This is a genomic window from Streptomyces sp. TLI_55 (assembly GCF_900206255.1).
In the GTDB taxonomy this organism is placed as follows: Bacteria; Actinomycetota; Actinomycetes; order Streptomycetales; family Streptomycetaceae; genus Streptomyces; species Streptomyces aquilus.
Genome location: NZ_OAOJ01000001.1, coordinates 9373266 through 9395442 on the forward strand (window position 1 = coordinate 9373266; position 22177 = coordinate 9395442).

15 protein-coding genes and 5 pseudogenes are annotated in these 22177 nt (G+C 68.0%); 9 read left to right on the forward strand and 11 right to left on the reverse strand.

Going from position 1 to position 22177, the window contains the following annotated elements; translation table 11 throughout:
• The first annotated feature begins 45 nt into the window (after window positions 1–45).
• Entirely contained in the window at window positions 46–1266 is a 1221-nt protein-coding gene (locus tag CRP56_RS42865) for a PucR family transcriptional regulator (RefSeq protein ID WP_097273508.1), read from the forward strand.
• A 483-nt stretch (window positions 1267–1749) separates the two neighbouring features.
• Here CRP56_RS42865 and CRP56_RS42870 read toward each other — a convergent pair whose 3' ends face one another.
• From CRP56_RS42870 to CRP56_RS42880, 3 genes are all read right to left on the reverse strand, one after another.
• Complete coding sequence (locus tag CRP56_RS42870) at window positions 1750–2910, reverse strand: serine hydrolase domain-containing protein (protein WP_097273509.1); 1161 nt, start codon at window positions 2908–2910, stop codon at window positions 1750–1752.
• A gap of 279 nt (window positions 2911–3189) precedes the next feature.
• A complete protein-coding gene (locus tag CRP56_RS42875; RefSeq protein ID WP_007379932.1) occupies window positions 3190–3819 on the reverse strand; it encodes a TetR/AcrR family transcriptional regulator in 630 nt (209 codons plus the stop codon).
• Window positions 3816–4613, reverse strand: a complete 798-nt coding sequence (locus CRP56_RS42880) for an acetoacetate decarboxylase (protein WP_097273510.1) — start codon at window positions 4611–4613, stop codon at window positions 3816–3818. The genes CRP56_RS42875 and CRP56_RS42880 overlap by 4 nt, the downstream gene beginning before the upstream one ends.
• 102 nt (window positions 4614–4715) lie before the next feature.
• Here CRP56_RS42880 and CRP56_RS42885 point away from each other — a divergent pair, with 102 nt between their 5' ends.
• Together CRP56_RS42885 and CRP56_RS42890 are read left to right on the forward strand one after the other, a co-directional pair.
• Entirely contained in the window at window positions 4716–5594 is an 879-nt protein-coding gene (locus tag CRP56_RS42885; RefSeq protein WP_179851271.1) for a 3-hydroxyacyl-CoA dehydrogenase family protein, read from the forward strand.
• Between the two features lie 150 nt (window positions 5595–5744).
• Window positions 5745–6106: pseudogene (locus CRP56_RS42890) on the forward strand (transposase); the annotation flags it as partial.
• On the opposite strand, the gene CRP56_RS42895 reads toward CRP56_RS42890, so the two are convergent.
• On the reverse strand, window positions 6087–6239 hold the full coding sequence (locus tag CRP56_RS42895) for a DUF4177 domain-containing protein (protein WP_257041854.1): 153 nt from the start codon (window positions 6237–6239) through the stop codon (window positions 6087–6089). The pseudogene CRP56_RS42890 and the gene CRP56_RS42895 sit on opposite strands and share 20 nt — an antisense overlap.
• Before the next feature lie 128 nt (window positions 6240–6367).
• Window positions 6368–8587 (reverse strand): alpha-L-fucosidase, encoded by a 2220-nt coding sequence (locus CRP56_RS42900; RefSeq protein WP_097273513.1) that lies wholly within the window; start codon window positions 8585–8587, stop codon window positions 6368–6370.
• Between the two features lie 1160 nt (window positions 8588–9747).
• Between CRP56_RS42900 and CRP56_RS42905 the strand changes: the two genes are divergently transcribed.
• Both CRP56_RS42905 and CRP56_RS48800 read left to right on the forward strand, forming a co-directional pair.
• A complete protein-coding gene (locus CRP56_RS42905; protein ID WP_257041855.1) occupies window positions 9748–10020 on the forward strand; it encodes a hypothetical protein in 273 nt (90 codons plus the stop codon).
• A gap of 64 nt (window positions 10021–10084) precedes the next feature.
• Complete coding sequence (locus tag CRP56_RS48800; protein ID WP_257041856.1) at window positions 10085–10864, forward strand: transposase family protein; 780 nt, start codon at window positions 10085–10087, stop codon at window positions 10862–10864.
• 4 nt (window positions 10865–10868) lie between these two features.
• On the opposite strand, the gene CRP56_RS42920 is transcribed toward CRP56_RS48800, so the two are convergent.
• The 3 genes from CRP56_RS42920 to mdlC all read right to left on the reverse strand — a co-directional run bounded on the left by CRP56_RS42920 (window position 10869) and on the right by mdlC (window position 15325).
• Complete coding sequence (locus CRP56_RS42920; protein ID WP_097273517.1) at window positions 10869–12152, reverse strand: MFS transporter; 1284 nt, start codon at window positions 12150–12152, stop codon at window positions 10869–10871.
• A gap of 57 nt (window positions 12153–12209) precedes the next feature.
• On the reverse strand, window positions 12210–13664 hold the full coding sequence (locus CRP56_RS42925; protein WP_097273519.1) for a benzaldehyde dehydrogenase: 1455 nt from the start codon (window positions 13662–13664) through the stop codon (window positions 12210–12212).
• 80 nt (window positions 13665–13744) lie between these two features.
• A complete protein-coding gene (gene mdlC / locus CRP56_RS42930) occupies window positions 13745–15325 on the reverse strand; it encodes a benzoylformate decarboxylase (protein ID WP_097273521.1) in 1581 nt (526 codons plus the stop codon).
• 105 nt (window positions 15326–15430) lie between these two features.
• Between mdlC and CRP56_RS42935 the strand changes: the two genes are divergently transcribed.
• Together CRP56_RS42935 and CRP56_RS42940 are read left to right on the forward strand one after the other, a co-directional pair.
• Complete coding sequence (locus CRP56_RS42935; protein ID WP_097273523.1) at window positions 15431–16363, forward strand: LysR family transcriptional regulator; 933 nt, start codon at window positions 15431–15433, stop codon at window positions 16361–16363.
• Window positions 16364–16498: 135 nt separating this feature from the next.
• A pseudogene (locus CRP56_RS42940) lies at window positions 16499–16807 on the forward strand (transposase); the annotation flags it as partial.
• A gap of 312 nt (window positions 16808–17119) precedes the next feature.
• On the opposite strand, the pseudogene CRP56_RS42950 reads toward CRP56_RS42940, so the two are convergent.
• Window positions 17120–17945 (reverse strand): annotated as a pseudogene (locus CRP56_RS42950) (IS5 family transposase).
• Between the two features lie 68 nt (window positions 17946–18013).
• Here CRP56_RS42950 and CRP56_RS42955 point away from each other — a divergent pair.
• Window positions 18014–18238: pseudogene (locus tag CRP56_RS42955) on the forward strand (MFS transporter); the annotation flags it as partial.
• Window positions 18239–18502: 264 nt separating this feature from the next.
• Here CRP56_RS42955 and CRP56_RS42960 read toward each other — a convergent pair.
• Both CRP56_RS42960 and CRP56_RS42965 read right to left on the reverse strand, forming a co-directional pair.
• Window positions 18503–18730: pseudogene (locus CRP56_RS42960) on the reverse strand (VOC family protein); the annotation flags it as partial.
• A 389-nt stretch (window positions 18731–19119) separates the two neighbouring features.
• Window positions 19120–19893 carry a FadR/GntR family transcriptional regulator gene (locus CRP56_RS42965; RefSeq protein WP_179851272.1) on the reverse strand — a complete coding sequence of 258 codons (774 nt, stop codon included), beginning with the start codon at window positions 19891–19893 and terminating at the stop codon, window positions 19120–19122.
• A 169-nt stretch (window positions 19894–20062) separates the two neighbouring features.
• Between CRP56_RS42965 and CRP56_RS42970 the strand changes: the two genes are divergently transcribed.
• The gene (locus CRP56_RS42970; RefSeq protein ID WP_179851273.1) at window positions 20063–21922 is read left to right on the forward strand and encodes a right-handed parallel beta-helix repeat-containing protein; all 1860 of its coding nucleotides are present in this window, start codon (window positions 20063–20065) and stop codon (window positions 21920–21922) included.
• Window positions 21923–22177: the final 255 nt, after the last annotated feature.

A 22177-nucleotide genomic window follows, 5' to 3' on the forward strand; every position in this document is an offset into this window, starting at 1 on the left:
CAGTGCACAGCACAAGGCGCAGGAAGGAGGGGTAGTGTGAGCGCTATGCATGGCGCCGGTTTGCGGGGCGACTCCGAAAAATTGCTACGCACCATGTGCAAGGAATTCCTGGCCGATCCCTCCGTCTTGGGTCCGATCCAGGACGCACTTGTCAACGCAATCGATGCCCGCTTCGGATCGGACCCCTCCATTTCTGAGGCGATCGGTGAGGCGACCCGGGCCTACTCGCATCATTGGGCACGCTCGATGTACGAGGACCCGTGGCGGGACGTGGAGCCCCTCCTGACGAGCCAGATCGTCAACATCTCGCGCGACGGGTATCGCTGGGGTGAGGAGGACACCTTCCGCGCTTCCAACTACGCCGCTCAACAGGCGATGTGGTCCATCTTGATGCGGATCGCATTTTCACTGTGCGATGAAACCGCCGTCCTGCAGCCCGCGCTTGACCGGGCCTCGCGCTCACTGTCGCTCTGGGTCGACCGCACAGTCACTGCCGTGATCGACATTCTGGAGCAGGAGCGCGCAGCTCTGTCGGGCGACGAGCACGTAAGACGCCTCGAGCTGGTCAATCTCGTCCTGGGTGGAACACCGGTTCCTGTGACCGGTGTTGATCAGAGTCTCGGATACCCGCTCTCAGCCAGACATCTGGGGGTAATCCTCTGGGCACCACCACAGTTCGCCGATCGCGCGGCACTCGTGCAGGTGGCGAGCGCGCTCAGCCGGATCGCGGAGTCCAGAAGCCGGCTGCTCGTTCATGCCAGCGCTTCGTCGCTGTGGCTGTGGCTGACGCCCGGAATCCCAGTTTCGGCCGAGGCGCTCGAGACCGCTCTAGCCCCGCACCGCGACGTCAGGCTTGCGATCGGTTCATTGGACGAGGGAGTGGACGGGTTCCGACGCACCCACGACCGCGCGGTGGAGACCCAACGGCTGGTGCAGAGCAACAACGCGCACCGGGTCGCCTTCTATGACGACGTCGCCGCCGTCATATTGCTGGCCCGAGATGAAGCCCGGCTACGCGAATTCATCTACGCGACTCTCGGCCCGTTGGCCACAGGCCCACAGGACCTACGTGACACGCTGCGCATGTTTATCCACCAGCGGTACAACGCATCCCGGACAGCAGAGCTGCTGTTCACCCACCGAAACACCATCCTGCAACGCATTCGCCGCGCCGAAGAACGCCTGCCCGTCACTCTGGACCGGCACGGCACCAATGTCGGCATCGCCCTGGACGCGATGCACTGGCTGAACCTCCAGGACGAGTAGATGCAGCCCATCATCCGGGCCGGGGACGCCACACTCTCCAGCGGTCCGCCCGCTGCGGGAGATGGTCAAAGGGCACAAGCGCCAACGCCCCAGCAGTCCGGGCTTCGTCGACGCGGAAGCCGGAACGTTGGCCGACGACCTCGCCCGGCGTACCGAAGGGAATCCGGGCGGAACGGCGTGCGCTCGTGCCGTTGGCCCGTCCATCCCTCCGCCGTCCGCTCGCAGTTCAGCGGGCCAGGCCAGAGGTGGGGCCTCGGCCTGGCCGCAACTACTGCGCAGTGTCGGTCGCAAGACAGGAAGAGCGCCATCCGCGATGCTGGACATCGCGGAGCGGCTTTGCTTCATGCTCACGGCCTGCGGTGATCTCCCGATCGAGGCTCCCGTTCGAGGCACACAGCTCAAGATCACGCTGTGCGTTGGTCCTAGGTCTGGAGCGTGCTCGACGGATCCGTCGAGCACGCTTGCTGTGGTCGGTGCGGGCGTTTACGGGCGGCCGAGGCTCTGATAGACGGCTTCTGCGATGCGGTGGAACCGCTCGTCGCCGCCGGTGTTGATGCTGCCGTCACTGCCGCCCATCTTCATGTGGTTCATGGTGAACGCCACGGTCAGGCGGTTGTCGCAGTCCGCGATGACCATGCCGCCCCCAGCGCCGCCCCAGTAGCAGGTACGAGGTCCGGCCATGGGCAGATCGTCGTTGCCCAGCCCCCAGCCCATACCGAACTTCACGTGCTTTCCCAGGAGCAGGTCGGCGCCGTCCGACTGCTGATCGAAGAGGGCCTGGACGCCCTTCTCGGACAGCACTCGCACACCGCGTGCCTCGCCGCCGCAGGCGATCACCGAGTGCACGGCGGCCACCGAGCGCGCATTGCCCTGGCCGTTGGCGGCAGGGATCTCCGCAGCCCGCCAGGCGCGCGTGGCCGCGAACGACTCGGGGTCGGCCAGCACGTTGGGGCGCCCGAACACCTTGGCAGCCGTTTCCTCCAGCTCGGGCGGGAAGGGGAGGCCATCGATGTTGAAGACATTCGAGACACGATCGTCGGCCTCGGCGGGCAGGCCGATGTGGAAGTCGGCGCCCAGCGGGGTGGCCACCTGCTCGGCGAAGAACTGCCCCACGCTCTGCCCGGTGATCCGGCGAACCACCTCACCGACGAGATAGCCCTGGGTCACGGCATGGTAGCCGGAGGCGGTGCCTGGTTGCCACCAGGGCTTCTGCGCGGCGAGCAGGTCGGTGCACCTGTCCCAGTCATACAGCTCGTCGGGAGCCGCCAGCGGCACGTCCCAGCCCGCCAGTCCGGCGGTGTGGGACAGCAGATGCCTGACCTCGACCGAGTCCTTTCCCTCGGCGGCGAACTCCGGCCAGTACCGCGCCACGGGTGCGTACAGGTCCAGCTCCCCGCGGTCGGCAAGCACCAGCGCGCAGAGGTTGGTCATGGTCTTGGTGACCGACCAGACGTTGACCAGGGTGTCGCGGGTCCAGGGCCGGGTCTGCGCACGGTCGGCGTAGCCGCCCCACAAATCGACCACCGGCTCGCCGTCCAGGAACACCGCCGTCGATGCCCCGCCCTGGCTCTCGTCCAGGGCCTGCTCGAAGGCTTTCCTCACTGCGGCGAACCGGTCGTCGCACTGACCCGAGATCTCTTTCATCCTGAGCTTTTCCCTTCGTGTTTTGAATGTCTCAGCAGCGCTGAGCCCAGAAGAACGAAACGACTGATGCTTACTAAAAGGGCTGAACGGGCCTCGCGTCGTGCAGGCACGGTCGCCTTGGCGGCTGAGCCGCTGGAGTGGAACGGGTTTTGAAGCGCCCCCGGCCCGTGTGAACGATCGGATCGAGAGGCTGTCGCGTGCGTCGTCCGCGACCCGCGCAGCGTGGCCCGCCCTCACGTCCACAGCCAGGACTGCTGAGCTGAGCGGAGGTGCTCTTGCTCACTGCTCGGTGGTCAGGCCGAGAATGATGCCGCGGACGACGGCTTCGCGGACGGCTTCGGGGTCGTCGTGGAGTGGTGACTGAGTGATCGCGCCGACGTGCGCGGTGATGACGGCTCGGGTGAAATCCTCTACGGAGTCCAGCGGTCGACGGCCGGTGAGCTCCAGGACATGCAACAGCAGCGGCTGGAGATGCCGACGGAGCTGCTCGGCATGCTCGCGCAGTGCGGCCGCGACCTCTGGCCGGTGCTGGGCCTGCCCCGCGAAACTGGTGCGGATAGCAACCCACTGCGGATCCATCGGCAGCGCCCGCAATATCGTGGCCACGACGGACTCCAGGGAACAGTGAGCCTGCTCAGAAAACGGTGCGTCGGCGGCGAGCGCCTCCAGTCGCTGCTGAACCTCGTCGTTGCGCTGTTCGTACAGGGCGAAGAAGACGTCGTCGACGGTCTTGAAGTTGGAGTAGAACGCGCCGCGGGTGAACCCGGCGCGCTCACAGATCGCCCCGATGCTGACGTTGGTGGTGCCATGCTCGGCGAACAGGTCGGCGGCCGCGGCGATCAGCTGCGCGCGGGTCGCCTTGCGCTGGCGGGGTGGACGTGCGGGCGCGGGGGTGGTCGGGTGATTCATCGGGCCATCCTCTCCGTCGGCAGCTGCGAGCCTGCCTCCTGGCTGAGGGGCGAGCCGCTGTTCAGATAGTCGTGCACGGAGGTGACCGGGCTGAGGGTCAGGTCGGTGAGGATGTGGCTGGCGGAGACGACCTCGAGCACCGGCAGATCGGCCAGGGGGGCCATCGCGTGCTCGAACAGCTGCAGGCGGGCGGGCCCGGTCCAGGCCTCCTTGACCACGATGTCGGTGATCTCGGTGCGGACCAGGTCCGAGGCGCGCAACTGCCCGGTGAACACGTTGGGCACCTGCTTGAGCGCGAAGGTGGGCACGGTGATCTGCTGCCGGGCCGCATCGAGGTCGAGGGGCTGCCACTTGTAGGGCATGGTCGCGGTGGCCACCCGCTGGCCGCCGCGGTCCAGGGTGCCGACCAGCGCACCGGTGTCGGTGAACAGTGCCGGGCTGCCGGCCACCTTCGGGTAGGCACTCAGCTCGCGGCCCGCAGCCGTGGCGGCGAAGCTGTCCAGATACATGGCGTGCAGGTACTCGCCCACCTCGCCGTCGAACTCCACGGCGATCGCCTGCCCGCTCTCCAGGTAGGGGCCGAAGCCCTCGACGTCACCCATTTTCATCACTTCGAACCGCACCAGCGGCTCGGGCACGGTCAGCGGCTCGGGCACGACTGCGCGCAGGGCATCGGGGTCGGTGCGGTAGACGATGTTGAAGTACTCCCGGTCGGTGAACCGGGTCGCGCGCACCGGATAAACCGGTACCCCCAGCGGCGTGAGCGCCTGACGCGCCACCTCGGACTCGCGCACTGCTCCACTCTCCTTGCGATACAAAACGTATTGAGTACAGTTTGCATCGAGTTCGCGTGTCGGGCAACCAGCCGGACCGAACGTGCACAAAGGAGTCCCGTGATGACCCACACTTCTCGTCAGCTCGCTGCCCGCCCGGTCGCGGTGATCGGCGCAGGCACCCTCGGCCGCCGCATCGCGATGATGTTCGCCTCCGACGGTGGGCTGGTACGCCTGTACGACCTGTCAGCCGACGTCCGGACCGCGGCCCTGGACTACGTCGCAGCAGAGCTGCCGGAGGTGGTCGCCTCCCGGCCCGGCGCCACCGAGGGCCACGTGGTCGGCGTCGACACACTGGAAGCCGCGCTGGACGACGCGTGGCTGGTCATCGAGGCGGTGCCCGAGCGGCTCGACCTCAAGCGCAGCCTGTTCGCCGATCTGGACCGGATCGCCCCGGCCGACACCATCCTGGCCAGCAACTCCTCCTCCTACGCCTCCCGCCTGTTCGTCGACCAGGTGGAGCACAAGGAGCGGGTACTGAACATGCACTTCTACATGCCGCCGGCGCAGAACGCGGTCGACCTGATGAGCGACGGGGCCACCGACCCCGCGATCATCGAGCGGCTCAAGGCCGAGCTGCCGCGCTACGGAGTGCACCCCTTCGAGGCCCACCGGGAGAGCACCGGCTTCATCTTCAACCGGGTCTGGGCCGCGATCAAGCGCGAGGCACTGGAGGTCGTGGCCGAAGGGGTGACCACGCCGGAGGATTTCGACGCGATGTTCCAGGTGAACACCGGCGTGAAGCTCGGGGTGTTCCGGATGATGGACCAGGTCGGCCTGGACGTCGTCCTCGACATCGAAAACCACTACGCCGCGGAGAATCCGCACCTGCCCGAGGGACCCCGCCGACTGCTGCACGAGTACGTCGACACCGGCCGCCTCGGCGTGAAGACCGGCCGCGGCTTCTACGACGACTACGCCACCGCGGCGAGCGACGCCTGACGCACCGTCCGCATCACGTCGGGCCTCACTACTCGCACCCGTGACACCTCATGCGGCTTCGGGTGCGACGTAGCCGTGGGCGAGGTCGCGACGCTCGACCGAACCGGCAGCTGTGAGTCCCTTTTCAACCAGTTCTTCAAGCACCGCGGAAACCGCAACGACGTCACCCAGCTCATCCCCTGCTCCAGGCCGTCCCGCCCGTACGTGGCCGACGCGGACGGCCCCGACAACGACCGGTCGCGCTCTACGCCGACCGCGGCTACGACCACGACAAGTACCGCAAGCAGGTGCGGGCCCTGGGGATCACCCCGGTCATCGCGCGGCGCAGAGTCGAGCACGGTCCCGGACTGGGCGTGCACCGCTGGGTGGTCGAGCAGAGTTTTGCACTGCTGCGCTGGTTCCGCAGACTGCGCATCCGCTGGGAGATCCGCGACGACATCCACGAAGCCTTCCTCAGCCTGGCCTGCAGCATCATCTGCTGGCGCCGACTGGTCAACCTGTCACTTTGTTAAGAGTTCTCAGGCCCCAGCCGTCCTCGGCATGCTTGTTGAGAACCTTCTCCAGTTTGTCGCTGTCCAGTGCGTCACCGATCAGCGACTCCCTGAAACTGACGACCTTGTACTCGTAGGTGTGGCCGTTGCTCATGCCTGCGTGCCCTCCGGTGTGTTGTTGCACTGCCCAGGGCCGGCCAATCATGCTGCGAGGCAGGTCACACCTGCGTGCGCGCCAGCGGGGGCCGGAGCGGCTGCTCCGGCCTCCACCCGTCCACCCGCTCAGACCTTGGTGAAGGTCCACTGCACGTTGGTACTGCTGTTTCCGGACCACTGCTTGGTCACGGAGCCCGAGGGCACGTCGCCGCCGCCGTCGAGGACGAGGCCGGTGGTGCGGTTGACGATCCAGTACCTGTTGCCGCCCTGGTACTTGAGCTGCCACTGCTGGCTGTTGCCACCGGTCCAGGTCGCCTCCAGGGCTGGGGAGCCGTTCGTGGTGGCGCCCCCGCCGTCGGCGACCATGCCGTTGGCGCGGTTGACCAGCTTGTAGTAGCCGTTGCCGAGTTCTACGGCCTGCCACTGCAGGTTGGTGCTGCCGTTCCAGGTCCACTGCTTGAGGTTGGAGCCGCTGGGGACGTTCCCGCCGCTGTCCAGCACCAGCCCGTCGGTGACGTTGGTGATCCTGAACCATGCCGAGGGGGCGAGCTGCACCTTCATCGATACGACGGTGTCGTTGTTGCCGGTGACGCGCAGGTCGGCGTTGTCGGCGTCGAAGGTCCAGGCGGTGCCGGTGAAGTTGTCACCGGAGTAGCCGATGATCTGGTAGCCGGGGGCCGGCTTCAGCGAGGACAGGCTGCGGCTGGGCAGGCCGGCGAGCGACAACTGGTCGGCGGTGTAGGAGCCGATCTGGAGCCGCGAGGAGCCGCCCGAGTAGTTGACGTCCTGGTAGACCACGGCCCCGGACAGCGGCTGCACGGCGGGGATCTGGCCGGAGAAGGTCAGCTTCACGACGTAGGCCAGGGCGGAGAACGGCGCCGACGACGGCAGGGTCACGTGCAGCCCGGTCGAGTCCTGCGTCGGCGTGGGCAGGTCCGTGTAGGTGCCGGCGGTGGAGTTCAGCAGCTTCGCCGAGGTCAGGGAACTGACGTTGATCCGGGCCGAGTTGAGCGTCGATATGGTCAGCGTGCTTCCCGGCCAGCCGAGGACCGTGGCGTACAGGACGGTGTTGTTCTTGTTCCGGGTGAAGCGGATGTCCTGTGCCGTTCCGACCTGCGGGGCGGTGAAGGCGCCGCCGCCCATATGTGTGGGGCCTTCGCCGTACGTGGTCCAGGCCCGGGTCGAGTAGACCGACTCGCCGAAGCGGCGCAGGTAGTCGCCGATGCCGAGGAGGACGTCCTTCTGAGCCTGGGGGATGGTGCCGTCCGCCATCGGGGCGATGTTGAGCAGCATGTTGCCGTTCTTGCTGACCCGGTCGATCAGTGAGTGCAGCATCTGCTGGGTGCTGTAGTAGCCGATGCCGTTCGTGTAGCACCAGCTTGAGCTGGAGATGCTGTCGTCGGTGAGCCAGTAGGGGGCGGTGATGTCCCCGGGGCCGCCGCGCTCGTAGTCGAAGACCTCGCCGTGGCCGTTCAGGCCGTCCTTGTAGGTGGCGACGACTTCGCGGCCCCACGCCTGGGCCTGGTTGTAGTAGTACGACAGGAAGTTCAGGAGTTGCGTCTGGTCGACCTTGTTGAGGTCGAAGTCCTGCCAGATGATGTCGGGCTTGGCGAGGTCGATGACCTCCTTGAGCTTGTCGTACCACAGCTGGTTCTCGGCCGTGGTGCCCAACTGCCCGTACAGCTTCTGCAGGCTCGGGTCGGACTGCGCGGGCACGTGGTCGTAGTAGCCGTTGAAGTTGAACGCGTGGTGCATGGCCACAAGGAGCTTCAGCCCCTTGGCGCGGATGGAGTCGGTGAACAACTGGAGCAGGTTGAGCTGGGGGCCCTTGGCGGCCGAGTTCCACTCGTTGACCGAGCTGTTCCACATGGAGAATCCGTCGTGGTGCTCGGCGACCGGGCCGGCGAACCGGGCGCCGGCGTCGACGAAGAGCTGCGCCCACTCGTCCGGGTCGAAGTTCCCGCCCGCGGACTTCAGTTTCGGGGCGAACTTGTTGAAGTTGCCGTTCAGGTCCTTCGCGCCGTTGATGAAGTTGTGGTACGGCCACGCCGACGGGTCGCCGAACGTGGCGATGTGGTGCTGGTTGCACGTATCGCCGCTGATGTACATGCGGCGCGGATACCACTCGTTCCCATAGGCCGGAACGCTGAACACACCCCAGTGGTAGTAGATGCCGAACTTGGCGTCCTTGAACCACTCGGGAGCCGCGGTGTGCTGGTCGACCGAGGCCCACGTGGGGGTGTACGGGGTCGCGGCCCGGGCGGTGCCGGCGGCGAGGACGTTGCCTGCGACCGCAATCGCCGCGACACCCGTGGCACTCGCCAGGAACTGGCGTCTGTTGATCATGGTGGTACCTCCGTCAGAGCAGTGGTGGGAGGCCAGGGCCGGTGGTCAGTTGCGAGCACTTCCGGTGGCGGGAGCACGACGTGCGCGACGCACCCCGGACCGGACACGGTCGGCAGGTGACTGACTCGGCGCCCCGGCCTACGGGCGACGAAGTCCGCGGCACAAGCGGGTGGATGGAGCGCTTCACCGGCTGCGAACGGCAACGGACTGTGCGGACTCCAGGGAGCTCGTGGCAGAGCAGGTTCCTGACGACATGTCCTCACTCCGTTCCCGTACGGCAGCAGCGCCGCGTGACCGTTTCGGCTCCGGGACTTCTTGGGGACCCCTGAGCCGCGTGGTGCCGGATGTCACGCATGAAATTGCGGCACTCACCCTGCCTATGTCAATGGTCGTGCAGGGATGAAAGCACCTCGCCAACTGGGCTTTTGTTCCTTTTATTTGAGATTCTGCTGATCTATCCCTCGATAGACATGGTATGTTTAACCGTCAGGAGTTAGTGGTCCCAGACCGGTTGCGGTGCCGGGAGGACGCCGGTCAGCCCCGGCATGGCCCAACGCGACCCGGCAGTACGAGCGATGGACGGCGACGTGGGGGAGCGACGTACGCGCGGCTCACTGTGCTCGACCTCGTCGCGGCTGTGGGATCGTCTTGCGCCGGGCAGGACATCTGCTCTTTGGTGCGCCCTGACATTCAGACCGGCCCTTCGGGGCTGCTGAGTTGGCCGGCGTCGACGCGCGCCGGCGGGCCTGTTCGAGTCCGTCGGTTGCAGTCGAGGAGACTTCAGCAGTAGGCGCTGCTCGAGAGGGTCTACTGAGCAGCGCGGGAAGAGAAAGGCGCTCGCCCGCGCAACTCCGCCACGCAGCACCATCAGGCCACGTAGCCCGAGGTGACTGGTCTATTGCGCCCAGCGTCCCATGGTCGGCGCGGTGCCGATCAGGCACTGAGTAGTGTGCATCGTGAAAGGTGCAGGTCGGGCGGGCTGGTGTGCGCGGGGTCGGGGGTGCTCGGGCTGGTGGGCGGCGGGTGACCATGGTGAAGATCGTCTGACCGGTCGGTCGGGAGGGTTCTCTGGTTCTGCTGCGCCTGCGTGAGCGGGCCGCCTATGATCCGTCACCGTGTCGATACGCCGGGGATCGTGGGGAGGGTGGGCGGCGGTTCCGGTGAAAGCGCAGGTGGCGGGGCGTGCGGTGCTGCTGATCCCGCACCGCGGTGAGACTGGCGACGAGGCCGCGCTGCCCGCCGACTACCGCCGGATCCTGGCGATCGTGCGGGCCGCTGGCGGTCCGGTGCAGGTCAAGGGGGTGGGTGAGGAGCTGGGGCTTGAGGTGGGGGTGCGCGGGAGGCTGGAGCCGCTGCGGGCGGAGATGACCAAGCTCGCCGATCGGGGCCGGCTGCACAAGCGGCCTGACGGGAAGTTCACCGCACGCCTGTAGTAGCTGCGGACCGGGGCGACAAGAGGGCGTAACCGGCGGGCCCCCGACGGCAGTTGAGTTTGGTGTGAAGAAAAACAACCATCCCGTCGAGGGCTCTGACGGTCTTGTCCACATCGCCCGCCTGCCGCTGTCGAGTGCCACCCTGAACTGGCTCGCCGACCTGTTACGCGGCCACTTCAAGAAGATCGGCTCCAGGTGGCGGGCCCTGCCCGCGGGGAAGATCGCCGGCATCGTGCTGGCGGTACTGCGTTGTGACCAGCGGCCCGGCGACCTGGCAGGCGGCAACGGCATCCATCGCACCACCGTCACTCGCTGGATGCGGGAGGTCGTCGGGCTGCTGGCCGCCCGCGCCCCGCGCCTGAACCGGGCCCTGAAGAAGATCGCCCGAAAGGGTGGCGGTGTGGTGCTGCTGGACGGCTCGGTGATACGTACCGTGCGGCGCACCGGGGTCGAGAACCGCAAGAACCACTCGGGCAGGAACAAATGCCACGGCCTGCTCGTGATCGCGCTTTTGAAGTGCACGCCGACGAGCCGCGCATGCGGGGGGTACTCGAAGAGGAAGCGCCTCCGTCCACACACCCATGAACCACGCACGGTCGGAGTCCCCCAGCCGGACGGGTTTGCTCAGGTGCAGGAAGAAGTGCGCCGACGGCATCGGCGGGACGTTCATCAGCCGGTGGGGCGGCACCCCGGTCAGACAGTAGATGTCGTCGATGAACTGGTCGAGCGGCGGAGCGGGTATCCGGCCGACGTGTTCCATGGGTTCAGTGTGGCTGTCGGGGTTCTTCACCGCATCGAGCACAGGGCGGTACGGCCCGTTCGGTGCCGTACCGCCCTTCCGTGATGGGTCAGACGGCGGGTTCGGCGGCCGGCGCGGCCGCGGTTGCCTCCGCCTGTGGCGCGGCGGCCCGGCCGGGCAGGGTGAGCACGGCCAGGAATCCGGCGACCGCCACGGCGGCGAAGAAGTAGAAGCCCCAGGGGTGGCCGATGCCTGCCGCCACGAGGGCACCGGTGATCGTCGGGCCGACGATGGAGCCGATACGGCCGATGCCCGAGGCCGAGCCGAGGGCGGTGCTGCGGACCGAGGCCGGATAGTAGTTCGTCACGTACGCGTAGATCAGCACCTGGGCGGAGAAGACGAACACGCCGGTGAGGAAGACGACGGTGTCGAGGAGCAGATTGCTGTGCATCCTGATGCTGAGGCAGGCCAGCATGGCCACCGATATCGCGAACCAGCCGAGCGTGGTGGGCTTGATGCCGCGCCGGTCGGCAACGAAGCCGCCCAGCACCAGGCCGGCGACCCCGCCGACGTTGAGGATGAGCAGTTGGGTGACCGCCGTGGGGATGGGGTAGCCGGCCTCGTTCATGAGCTTGGGCAGCCAGGTGTTGAGGCCGTAGACCAGGAGCAGGCCCATGAAGGATGCGACCCAGATGCCGATGCCGGCGCGGAGGTAGGCCGGCTTGAGGAGTTCGCCGAATGCGACGCGCTGGGAGGCGGGCGCTTCCTTGGTGCGGACGAACGCCTCGGACTCCGGCAGGCGGAACCACTGGATGACCGCGATGACGAGTCCGGCGATGCCGAGGACGTAGAAGAGGACCTGCCAGTTGTCGGTGACCTGCAGGGCCAGCAGGGACGTGATCACGGCACCGGTGTGGTAGCCGGTCATGGTCAGGGTGCTGGCGCGAGCCCGGCGTGCGGCGGGCATGTGCTCGGCCATCATGGTCAGCGACGCCGGCATGCAGGCGCCGAGACCGATACCGGCGACGAGCCTGAGCGCGGCGAACATCCCGACGGAGGTGGCCTGGGGCAACAGGAGGGTGAAGACGGAGAACTCCACCACCGAGCCGATGAGCAGCAGGCGTCGTCCGAAGCGGTCGGCGAGCGGGCCGACCAGGATGGCGCCGATGGCGACGCCTACGAGTGAAAGCGTGGCGACCGTGGTGGCGTCCGCGGCTGTCATGCCCAGGTGATGGGTCTTGAGCAGGGTGGGGATGATGGCGCCGAGGACGACGAGGTCGTACCCCTCGAGCATGACGGTGATCCAGCACAGGACCACGGTCCAGACGTTGCGGTCGGACGTGCCTGTTCTCGAGGCGGCGTCGGTGGTGTTCGGTGAGGTGATGGGTGTCATGGCTGGGTTCCCTTTGTAGCGGCTACGGGGGACAGGATGGGGACGGGGGAGCGGGGATCAGAACGGGTAGTCGGCGATGTCCGGGCGGACGGTGAGCCACTGGGCCTCGGTGAAGGCCTCGACGTTGGCGGCGGCTCCACCGAAGCGGGACCCGGTGCCGGATGCCTTGACTCCGCCGAACGGGGCGTTGGGCTCGTCGTTGACGGTCTGCTCGTTGATGTGGATCTTGCCGGAGTCGATCTGGTCGGCGAGCTTCATCGCCGTACCGACGTCGCCGAGGATGCCGACGGACAGGCCGTACTCGCAGTCGTTGACGATCCGGGCGGCTTCCTCGAGCGTGGTGAAGCCGATGACGGGTGCGACGGGGCCGAAGATCTCCTCGCGCCATGCCCGCATGTCGGTGGTGAGGCCGGTCAGGACGGTGGCCGGGTAGCCGGCGCCGTCGATCTCGCCGCCCGCGGCCAGCGTCGCGCCCGCAGCGACGCTGTCGGTGACGATGCGGTGCACCCGCTCCAGCTGCCGCCGGTCGATGATCGGGCCGAGCGCCACGTCCTCGCGGGCGGGGTCGCCGACGGGCAGCGCCCGGGCCTTCGAGGCCAGCGCGGCGCTGTACTCGTCGAGCAGCGACTCGTGCACGATGTGGCGGCCGGTGGTCATGCAGATCTGTCCTTGATGCAGATACGAGCCGAACGCACCGGCGGAGGCCGCCTTCTGCACGTCCGCGCCCGGCAGCACCACCAGCGCGTTGTTCCCGCCGAGTTCGAGGTGGGCGCGCTTGAGCAGACGGCCCGCCTGCGCACCGATCGCACGGCCGACCGGAGTGGAGCCGGTGAAGGAGATGACCCGTACCTCGGGTGCTTCGACGACCGCCTGGCCGACCGCGCTGTCGCCCGGCAGCAGGTGCAGCAGTCCGGAGGGCAGCCCGGCCTCCTCGAAGATCCGGGCGATGACCACGCCACCGCTCACCGCCGTACGCGGATCGGGCTTCAGCAGGACCGCGTTGCCGAGCGCCAGCGCGGGTGCCACCGAACGCAGGCCGAGGGCGAGCGGGAAGTTGAACGGCGCGATCACGCTCACGACGCCGGCGGGGCGGCGCCGGGCGAACGACCAGCGAACCTCCTCGGACGTCAGTACTTCTCCCTGAGGGTGCGTGGGCAGTGCCGCGCACTCGAATGACTCGCCGATCGCAAGCTGCACCTCGAACGCGGCCTTGGCCCGTACCGAGCCCGCCTCGCGTATCAGCCAGTCCTCGATCTCGGCGGCGTGCTCGGTGAACAGCTCGCCCGCGCGGCGCAGTACGGCCGCCCGCTGCTGCGGGGGCGTGGCCGCCCAGGACCGCTGCGCCTCGGCGGCCCGGGTAGCGGCGCGGCGCACGTCCTCGGGTGTGGCAAGGCCGGCGGTGCCGAGCTGCGCGCCGGTCGCCGGCTCGGTGACCTGGTGCTCGCGGGTGGCGTCCTGCCAGCCGTTGCTGAGGAATTTCTTGCTCCAGACGTCGTTGTCCAGGAGTGTCATCGGTCTTCCTTGCGTTGTCTGAGGGGGATGACTTCTGTGAGGTGTGTTCGTGAGGTGTGTTCGTTGGGTGGGCGTCGTGGTCAGGACGGTGTCGTGAGCGCTGTGTCGACCTGGACGAGCCGGGGGCCGTCCGAGCGTTGGGACAGCACCGCCCGTAGTTCGTCCACGCTCTCGACGTGTTGGGCGGAGACGCCGTAGCCCTCCGCGATGCGGGTGAAGTCCAGGCCCGGGATGTCCATGCCCGGTGCGTCCGGGACACCCAGCAGGCCGCTGAACCAGCGCAGCGCGCCGTAGGTTCCGTTGCGCAGCAGCACCACGGTCACGGGCAGGCGGTGCTGGGCGGCCGTCCACAGGGCGGTGATGCCGTAGTTGGCCGAGCCGTCCCCGATCACGCCGACGACCGGCCGGTCGGGCTGGGCCATGGCGACCCCGACGGCGCCGGGCAGGCCGAAGCCGAGTCCGCCCGCTGCCGGGAAGTAGTAGGAGCCGGGCCGCCGCAGGTCCATCTGGCGCCACCACGAGGAGGTCGTCGAGGTCGACTCCACCACGTACGCCGTGTCGTCGGGCAGTTCGTCCCGGAGGGAGGCGAAGACCTCCTCGGGATGCAGCCGCGTCCCCTGCCCGGTGGCCGGCGTGGGGGTGGGCCGGTAGTCGCCCGTCGGCTCCGTCGCCGCGTCGAGCTCCTTGAGCAGCAGGTCGATGACGGCGGCCGGGTCGGCGACCAGAGCCTCGCCCATCGGCGCGCGGGCGGCGGCGGAGGCGTCCTCGGTGACCTGGATCAACCGGGTGCCCTCGGGCAGATACCGGCCGGGCAGGTACTCGTGATAGCGGAAGACCGGTGCCCCGAGCACCAGCACGAGGTCATGACCCTCGAAAGCCTGGGAGACTGGTTCGATCCCCGCCGGCAGCACCCCGCGGAACTGCGGGTGGCGGTTGGGGAAGGGCAGCCGGAACAGCGACGGTGCCGCCCACACCGGAGCGCCGAGCCGCTCCGCGAGCCGCACCGCGTCGTCGAAGAGACCGTCGGAGTCGATGTCACCGCCCAGCACCAGCGCGGGCCTGCGCGCGGCGGTCACCGCATCGGTCAGCCGGCGTCCCTGCTCCGCGCCGGGCATTCCGGCGCGGTGCACCTGCCGGTCCAGCACGGCTGACGCGTTCTCGCCCGCGTCCACCGCCCAGTCGTCATAGGGGACGGAGAGGTAGGTGGGCCGGCGCTGCAACCGCGCCTCGAAGACGGCCTGGGCGAGGGCCCGGGGCACGTCCTGGGCGCAGGCCGGTTCGGCGGCCCAGCCGACGAGCGGCTTCATCAGCGACGGGGCGTCGACGTTGGCGAGGTTGGCCTCCGGTCCGATGGCCGGCCGCACCTGCTGGCCGGCCACGACGACCAGCGGAGTGCGCGAGGCCACGGCGTTGGTGAGCGCGCCCATCGCGTTGCCGGAGCCGGACGCGGCATGCAGGTTGACGAGCACCGGACGTCCCGTGGCCTGTGCGTAGCCGTCCGCCATGCCCGCCACGGCGCCCTCGTGCAGCCCCAGGACGTACCGGAAGCCGTCCGGCAGGTCGGCGAGGAAGGGCAGCTCGTTGGAGCCGGGATTCCCGAAGACGGTGGTGAGCTCCTGCCGTTGGAGGAACTCATGGCAGACACGGCGCACGGATGGCACAGACGTTCCTTTCGCGGCGACGCCGAAGTGATGCAGGCCACGCTAGGCACCGCACGACTTTCGGACTAATAGATGTTGGCTGGCTGCGATATAGACTTGTTCGATATGAGCAGCTTCGATCTCAACCTCGCCCGCGTCTTCGTGCTGCTCTACGAGACCGGCAGCGTCACGGCGACGGCGGAGACGCTGCACGTCACTCAGCCCACGGTGAGCTACAGCCTGGCCAAGTTGCGCCGGCACTTCGACGACGAGCTCTTCCGGCGCACCGGCCGCGGCCTGACCCCGACCGCCGGCGCCCAGCGCCTCTACGAGCCCTTGCAGCGTGCGCTGGCCGGCATGGACGCCGTGATCCGCCAGGAAAACGACTTCGACCTGACCGCCATGTCAGGGCGTTTCACCATCGCTCTCTCCGACCTGGGCCAGGTCACCCTGCTGCCCCGGCTGGCCGCCGCGGCCCGCGAGCGGGCTCCCGGAGTGTCCTTCACTGTCCGCCCGTTGGACGTGGACTCCGTCGAGAGCCAGCTACGCCGCGGTGAACTCGACGCCTTCGTCGCCACGCCGGTCCTCACGTCCCACCGCACCGTCCGCATCCCGCTCTTCCACGAGCGCTACGTCGGTATGGTCGCCGCCGACCACCCCCGCATCCGCGGCGCCTCCGTCACGCTGGCGGACCTCGCGGCCGAACACCACGCGACGGTGTACGGCCCCCACGGCCACGACGTGCCCCGCTTGCTCCTCGCCACGCACGGCCTCCTGGAGCGCGTCGCCGTCGACGCCACGCGCTTCACGGTGCTGCCCTACCTGCTGGAACACACCGACCTCATCGCGATCGTCCCCGAATACGTCGGCGAGGTGTTCACCTCCTCCCACCGCCTGCGCCTCGTGAGGCTCCCGTTCGACACGGAACCGATCGAAGTGGCGCTCTACGCCGGGCACGAGGCATCACGCAGTCCGTCCCAGCGGTGGCTGGTGCAGTTCATGGCTGATGTTCTGGGGGAGCTGGTCAGCCCTGCACAGCTGCCGCCGAGTGCTGGCTGAGCGGTCGGCCGCGCTCTCGCCATGCGCAAAACGCGCCGGTCGTGCTTTGCCGGGCGGCCTAGGGCGCGTATTGAGTCGTGATCTATCTGCGGGATTCGCCGTCGTGGCGGGGCCTGGAGCGGTAGACCTTCCTGTGTGACACGCGTGCAACTGACGGACGAGGAATGGGAGTTCATCGAGCCGTACCTGCCGATCGGTGAGTACGGCCCGTATCCCGAGCGGCTGCGGCAGCAGTTCGAGGGGGTGATCTGGCGGTTCAAGGCTGGCGGCCAGTGGCGGGAGATGCCGCAGGAGTTCGGTGCCTGGCCGACCGTCCACCACCGCTTCCGACAGTGGCGTGACGCCGGTGTCTTCGGGGCCCTGCTGGAGGGCCTGATCGCGGAAGCCGCGAAGCGGGGCGAGATCGATCTGTCCCTGGTCAGCGTCGACTCCACCACCGCGCGGCGAAGTCTCCCGGTGACCGATGATCTTCGCCGTAGTCATCCGCCCACGACCAGCCCGAGCACCCCGAACCCCGCGCACACCAGACACTTGACCTGCGGCTTCACGATGCACACCGCTGACTCGATGCCGGTCGGGAAGCCGACGAGGGCGTAGGCGGTCAGACGCAGATGGCCCTCAAGGCAGACCAGGTTGTCCTGCCTTTCGCCGACGAGGATGAGGGGCGGAAACCGCTCGCCGCTGATGAGCGCCCGGGCTGCGTCGACGAATGGTTCGTTGGGCACGTCGAACGCTCGCAGCCCTGCCTGAGAACTCCTAACAGAGTGACAGGTTGACCAGTCGGCGCCAGCAGATGATGCTGCAGGCCAGGCTGAGCAAGCCTTCGTGGATGTCGTCGCGGATCTCCCAGCGGATGCGCAGTCTGCGGAACCAGCGCAGCAGTGCAAAACTCTGCTCGTCCACCCAGCGGTGCACGCCCAGTCCGGAACCGTGCTCGACTCCGCGCCGCGCGATGACCGGGGTGATCCCCAGGGCCCGCACCTGCTTGCGGTACTTGTCGTGGTCGGCCGCGGTCGGCGTAGAGCGCGACCGGTCGTTGTCGGGGCCGTCCGCGTCGGCCGCGTACGGGCGGGACGGCCTGGAGCAGGGGGATGAGCTGGGTGACGTCGTTGCGGTTTCCGCCGGTCAGCGATACCGCCAGCGGGATGCCGTGCCCGTCGGTGATCAGATCGTGCTCGGAGCCTGTTCGGGCACGGTCGACCGGGCTCGGTCCTGTTTTGGGCCGCCTTCACGCGCCCTGACGTGCGAGCCGTCGATCACCGCCCTCGACCAGTTCAGCGCGCCGGCGGCGTTCAGCTCGGCCAGGAATGACTCGTGCAGATGCTGCCAGACTCCCGCGTCGTTCCAGTCACGCAGACGCCGCCAGCAGGTCATGCCGGAGCCGAAGCCCAGCTCCTGAGGCAGGAAGTCCCACGGAATGCCGGTGTACAGCACGCACAGGATGCCTGACAGCACCTACCGGTCGTCCAGACGCTTACGGCCGGGGTGATCCGTTCAGGCGCGGCACAACCGGCAGCAACGGCTCGATGCGCGCCCACAGCCCATCCGGCACGATCCACGGCGGCTGCTCACCCTTTCTCATGCGCAGGCTAACAACCCATCAGACACCAACATTCCAAGGCGAGTTGTCGCATTCTGTTTGAAGTACTAAGGCAGTGGGGGAGGGTCGTCAGCGCCTACGCCCTGGCCTTCGGCGGTCTGCTCCTGTTCGGCGGCCGGATCGCCGACCTGTGGTGCCGCAGGCGCGCCTTCCTCATCGGCCTCATCGGCTTCGGCTCCGCCTCCGCACTTGGGGGCGTGGCCACCACCGGCGCGACGATGTTCGGAGCCCGCGCCCTGCAGGGCCTGTTCGGTGCGGCCCCAAGAACGCTCTCTTCGCACCACCGCAAGGCACTGGTTTCTCACCGAGATGATCATGACCGCATGGCGCGTCGAACTGGCCATCAAGTCCGCCGAGATCAAGGAACCCACAGCCCAAGTCAATGAGAACCAGGCGCACTTGCCCGGAGTTGAGTGAGACGCGGAATCCAGATCCTGGCTCGTCAAGGGCGTCTCTGCTGACCCCGGCTCCTCGCCGGCACATGCCGAACCTCGCCCCAGCGGGACAGCCCGGCCAACGCGTCCCAGGCAGGGCGCCGATCAGCGCAGGCTGATGCAGAAGGGATGCCCAACCGGATCGGTGAGGACCCGCGCCTTGTCCCCGTGCGGCTGGAGATCCGGCTTGCCCGCCCCCAGCTCCAGCAGCCGGGCCTTGGCCACGGTCAAGTCCTCATCGACCTTGAAGCAGAGGTGAAGTTGCTGGGGAACGATCTGGTCGGGCCAGCTCGGAGCCCGGTAGTCGTCGACCCTTTGGAAACCAGTGGTCAGCGAGCGGGGCGAGCCGAGGCCGATCTTGAGTCAGTGCCCGCTGCTGCCGTCGTTCCCATGGAGAGTGGGGGGTGGTGCGGCGCGATCCCGGCTCAGGATGCTGGAGGGCCTGCGGGCCGCGACGCACCCTCTGGGAGAGGGGGCTTCGGTGGCCCGCCTGCGACGATTTGGGCCCCGCGGGGACGAAACCTTGAGGACGACGAGAAAGCGGCACGCCGTCTTCCCGTCTGCACCTGCCACCGTGAGGTTTGTGAGGCGGGCCTGCAGAGGAGTGCAGTGGTCTTTGCGGTACTCGCGCGGGCTGACGCCGCAGTGTAGGGGTCGGCCGGCGGCATGACCGGATGTGTCCAACGTGCCGGTGCGGGCGGGCGTGGGGCCCGTCGGTGCCGTCAGGGCTGCGGGGTCGGTCGGCGGCTCGCCCATGCCCGGGCGATGTGCTCGCGCATCGCGCGGGCGGCTCCGTCGGCGTCACGATGGCGGAGCAGTTCGAGTATTGCCAGGTGCTCGCCCAGTGACATGGTCAAGCCGTCGCGGGTCGAGTGACCGTTGTAGAGGCGTGACAGGCGGGCCTTACCGTGAACGCTGCGGATGATCGCCTGGCCCAGGTGGTTCCCGGAAGCCTTCATGATGATCTCGTGGAAGGCGGCGTCTTCCTCGGCGTAGCGCACCGGGTCGTCCAGTGCCTCCCGCAGCGCGGTGGCCTGCTCCTCGAGTTGGGCGAGTTCGAGGTCGGTGATGCGGCCGGCCGCGTCGGCGGCCATCTCGGCCTCCAGGGCGATCCGCACACTGACCAGCTGGTCGAGGATCGTCAGCGTCCGGTCGTGACGGACCTGAGCCTCCAGGACGACAGGGTCCAGAAGATTCCACTCCTGTGGCTCGCGCACCCGTGTACCGCGCCCGGGCGCCGCCCTGATCAGCCCCTTTTCTTCGAGCACCTTCACCGACTCGCGCACGACGGTCCGGCTGACGCCGAACTCCTCGCACAGCACCGCCTCGATGGGCAGCGCGGAGTCCGGCGGGTAGGCCCCGCCCACGATCCGGTCGACGAGATAGGTGACCACGGTGTCGCTGAGCCGGCCGCTCTGCCGTCGGGGAACGGCTCCCAGCGACCCCTCCGAGGGTGCAGGCGCCAGGCGTTGATGGTTGGCCGGGGTCCGGGGCACGTGCGGCTCCTTGTGATCGGTAAATACCACAGCGTACACCTTGTGGATTATGTCATTCGTATGATGAAGTTCGTCCGCCCGGCGAAACGCCGGTGAAACATGGCCGAAGTCCGCCGGGTCGCGACCGGGATGGGACCAGGCACGGTGTCGCATCACCGAAGGAGCCCTCGTGCTGTCACTCCGAAGAACAATCCCCTCACACCGCCCCGGGCTGCGGATACGTGCCGCGGCCGCGGCGACGGCGCTCGTCGGCGCCCTGCTCTCCACGGTTGCCTCCGCCGGATGGGCGCAGGCCGCGACCATGACGACGCTCTACGCGTCCCCCTCGGGCACCGGCACCGCATGCTCCGTGAGCCAGCCGTGTTCGATCACCCAGGCGAAGACCTCGGTGCGTGCGATCAACTCCGGCATGACCGGCGACATCGTCGTGCAGCTGGCGGACGGCACCTACCGACTCTCCGCTCCGCTCACCTTCACCGCCGCCGACTCCGGCACCGGCGGCCACACGGTGATCTGGAAGGCCGCGCTGGGCGCGCATCCCGTCATCACCGGCGCGCAGCGGGCCACGGGCTGGACCGTGCAGGACTCGGCGAAGAACATCTGGAAGGCCAACGTCGGCACCGGGTTCGACACCCGGCAACTGTACGTCGACGGTGTCCTGGCGCAGCGGGCCCGCTCCACGGTCACCCGCTCGGACCTGACAATGACCACGAGCGGCTACACGTTCACCAGCAGCTCGCTGAGCTACCTCAACAGCCTTGCGAACCCCGGCCGGACCGAGATCCACGGCATAGGGTCCTGGACCGACCGCTACGCCCCGGTGTCCGGCATCAGCAACGGCACCATCACCATGACCGAGCCCTCATGGACCAACAACACATTCGGCTGGGACACCCTGCCCCAGCCGCTCCGGGTCGGCCCGCTCTACATCGAGAACGCCTACGAATTCCTCGACACCGCCGGTGAGTGGTACCTCGACACCACCACCGGCACCCTGTACTACAAGCCGCTGCCGGGGCAGAGCATGAGCACCGCGGACGTCGAGGTGCCGAAGCTCGACTCGCTCGTCGACGTCGGGGGAAGCTACGCCTCTCCCGCCACCCACATCACGTTCTCCGGACTGCAGTTCTCGGGCACCAGCTGGACGGGTCCGAGCGGCAGCAACGGGTACGCCGCCCAGCAGACCGGGACCTACCTGGCCGGCACCTGGTCCACCCCGTCGGACTGGCTGACCTCCTGCAATGGTCACGGCTGCAAGTTGTTCGAGGCGACCCGCCCGCACTGGAACCAGATGCCGGCCGCCGTCCAGGTCTCGGCCGCCGACCACATCGCCTTCACCGGCAACCGGTTCACCGACCTCGGCCAGCTCGCCCTCGGCATCGGCCAGGACGCCAACGCACACGCCACCGGTGTCGGACTCGGTGCCGACACCATCACCGCCACCGGGAACGTCTTCGCCCAGGACGCGGGCGGCGGCATCGTCGTCGGCGGGCTCCAAGCGGACGCGCACCACCCCAGTGACAGCCGGATGACCAACAAGAACATCACCCTGAACGACAACGTCATCCACGACGTGGCGATCGACTACCGCGACATGACGGGCCTCCTCGTCACCTACGTCAACGGCGCGAGTGTCTCGCACAACGAGGTGTACAACCTGCCCTACTCCGCCTCGCCATCGGCTACGGCTGGGGCGTCAACGACCCGGCGGCAGCCCGGACTACGCGAACCGCGGCCTGTACGACTACCAGCCCATCTACTCGACGCCCACCACGGCCCAGAACAACACCATCACGGGCACCACATCCACGACATCATGCAGCAGATGGCCGACGGCGGCTGCGTGTACACCCTGTCGGCCTCGCCCGGCAGCACGGTCACGGGGAACTACTGCCACACACCAACAACTACTACGGCCTCTACCACGACGAGGGCTCCCGGAACTTCACCGACACCAACAACGTCGTGCGCTACACCAACCAGTGGCTCTTCGCCCACGTCAGCTCAACGCACAACACCGGCGCCCTGACCGCCACCGACAACTGGACAAACAACGACAACGCCAACATCAACAGCACCGACGGCCACGGTGACACCGTCAGCGGCACCGGTCGTTGTCACCAACGGCAACTGGCCGTCCGGCGCGCAGACCGTCATGAACAACGCCGGCATCGAGCCGCAGTACCGGCCGTGACCACCGGCGCCGTCACCAGCCCCTACAGCGCCTACTCCTCCACCCCCGCCGCCACCGGACAGACCGCGGCTTCTTCACCGTCACCGACGC

What these genes read in the sequence shown, in the direction of transcription:
- CRP56_RS42865 (WP_097273508.1), top strand. Translation starts at nt 46, where the DNA reads ATGCATGGCGCCGGTTTGCGGGGCGACTCCGAAAAATTGCTACGCACC.
- CRP56_RS42870 (WP_097273509.1), bottom strand. Translation starts at nt 2,910, where the DNA reads ATGAAAGAGATCTCGGGTCAGTGCGACGACCGGTTCGCCGCAGTGAGG.
- CRP56_RS42875 (WP_007379932.1), bottom strand. Translation starts at nt 3,819, where the DNA reads ATGAATCACCCGACCACCCCCGCGCCCGCACGTCCACCCCGCCAGCGC.
- CRP56_RS42885 (WP_179851271.1), top strand. Translation starts at nt 4,716, where the DNA reads ATGACCCACACTTCTCGTCAGCTCGCTGCCCGCCCGGTCGCGGTGATC.
- CRP56_RS42895 (WP_257041854.1), bottom strand. Translation starts at nt 6,239, where the DNA reads ATGAGCAACGGCCACACCTACGAGTACAAGGTCGTCAGTTTCAGGGAG.
- CRP56_RS42900 (WP_097273513.1), bottom strand. Translation starts at nt 8,587, where the DNA reads ATGATCAACAGACGCCAGTTCCTGGCGAGTGCCACGGGTGTCGCGGCG.
- CRP56_RS42920 (WP_097273517.1), bottom strand. Translation starts at nt 12,152, where the DNA reads ATGACACCCATCACCTCACCGAACACCACCGACGCCGCCTCGAGAACA.
- CRP56_RS42925 (WP_097273519.1), bottom strand. Translation starts at nt 13,664, where the DNA reads ATGACACTCCTGGACAACGACGTCTGGAGCAAGAAATTCCTCAGCAAC.
- CRP56_RS42935 (WP_097273523.1), top strand. Translation starts at nt 15,431, where the DNA reads ATGAGCAGCTTCGATCTCAACCTCGCCCGCGTCTTCGTGCTGCTCTAC.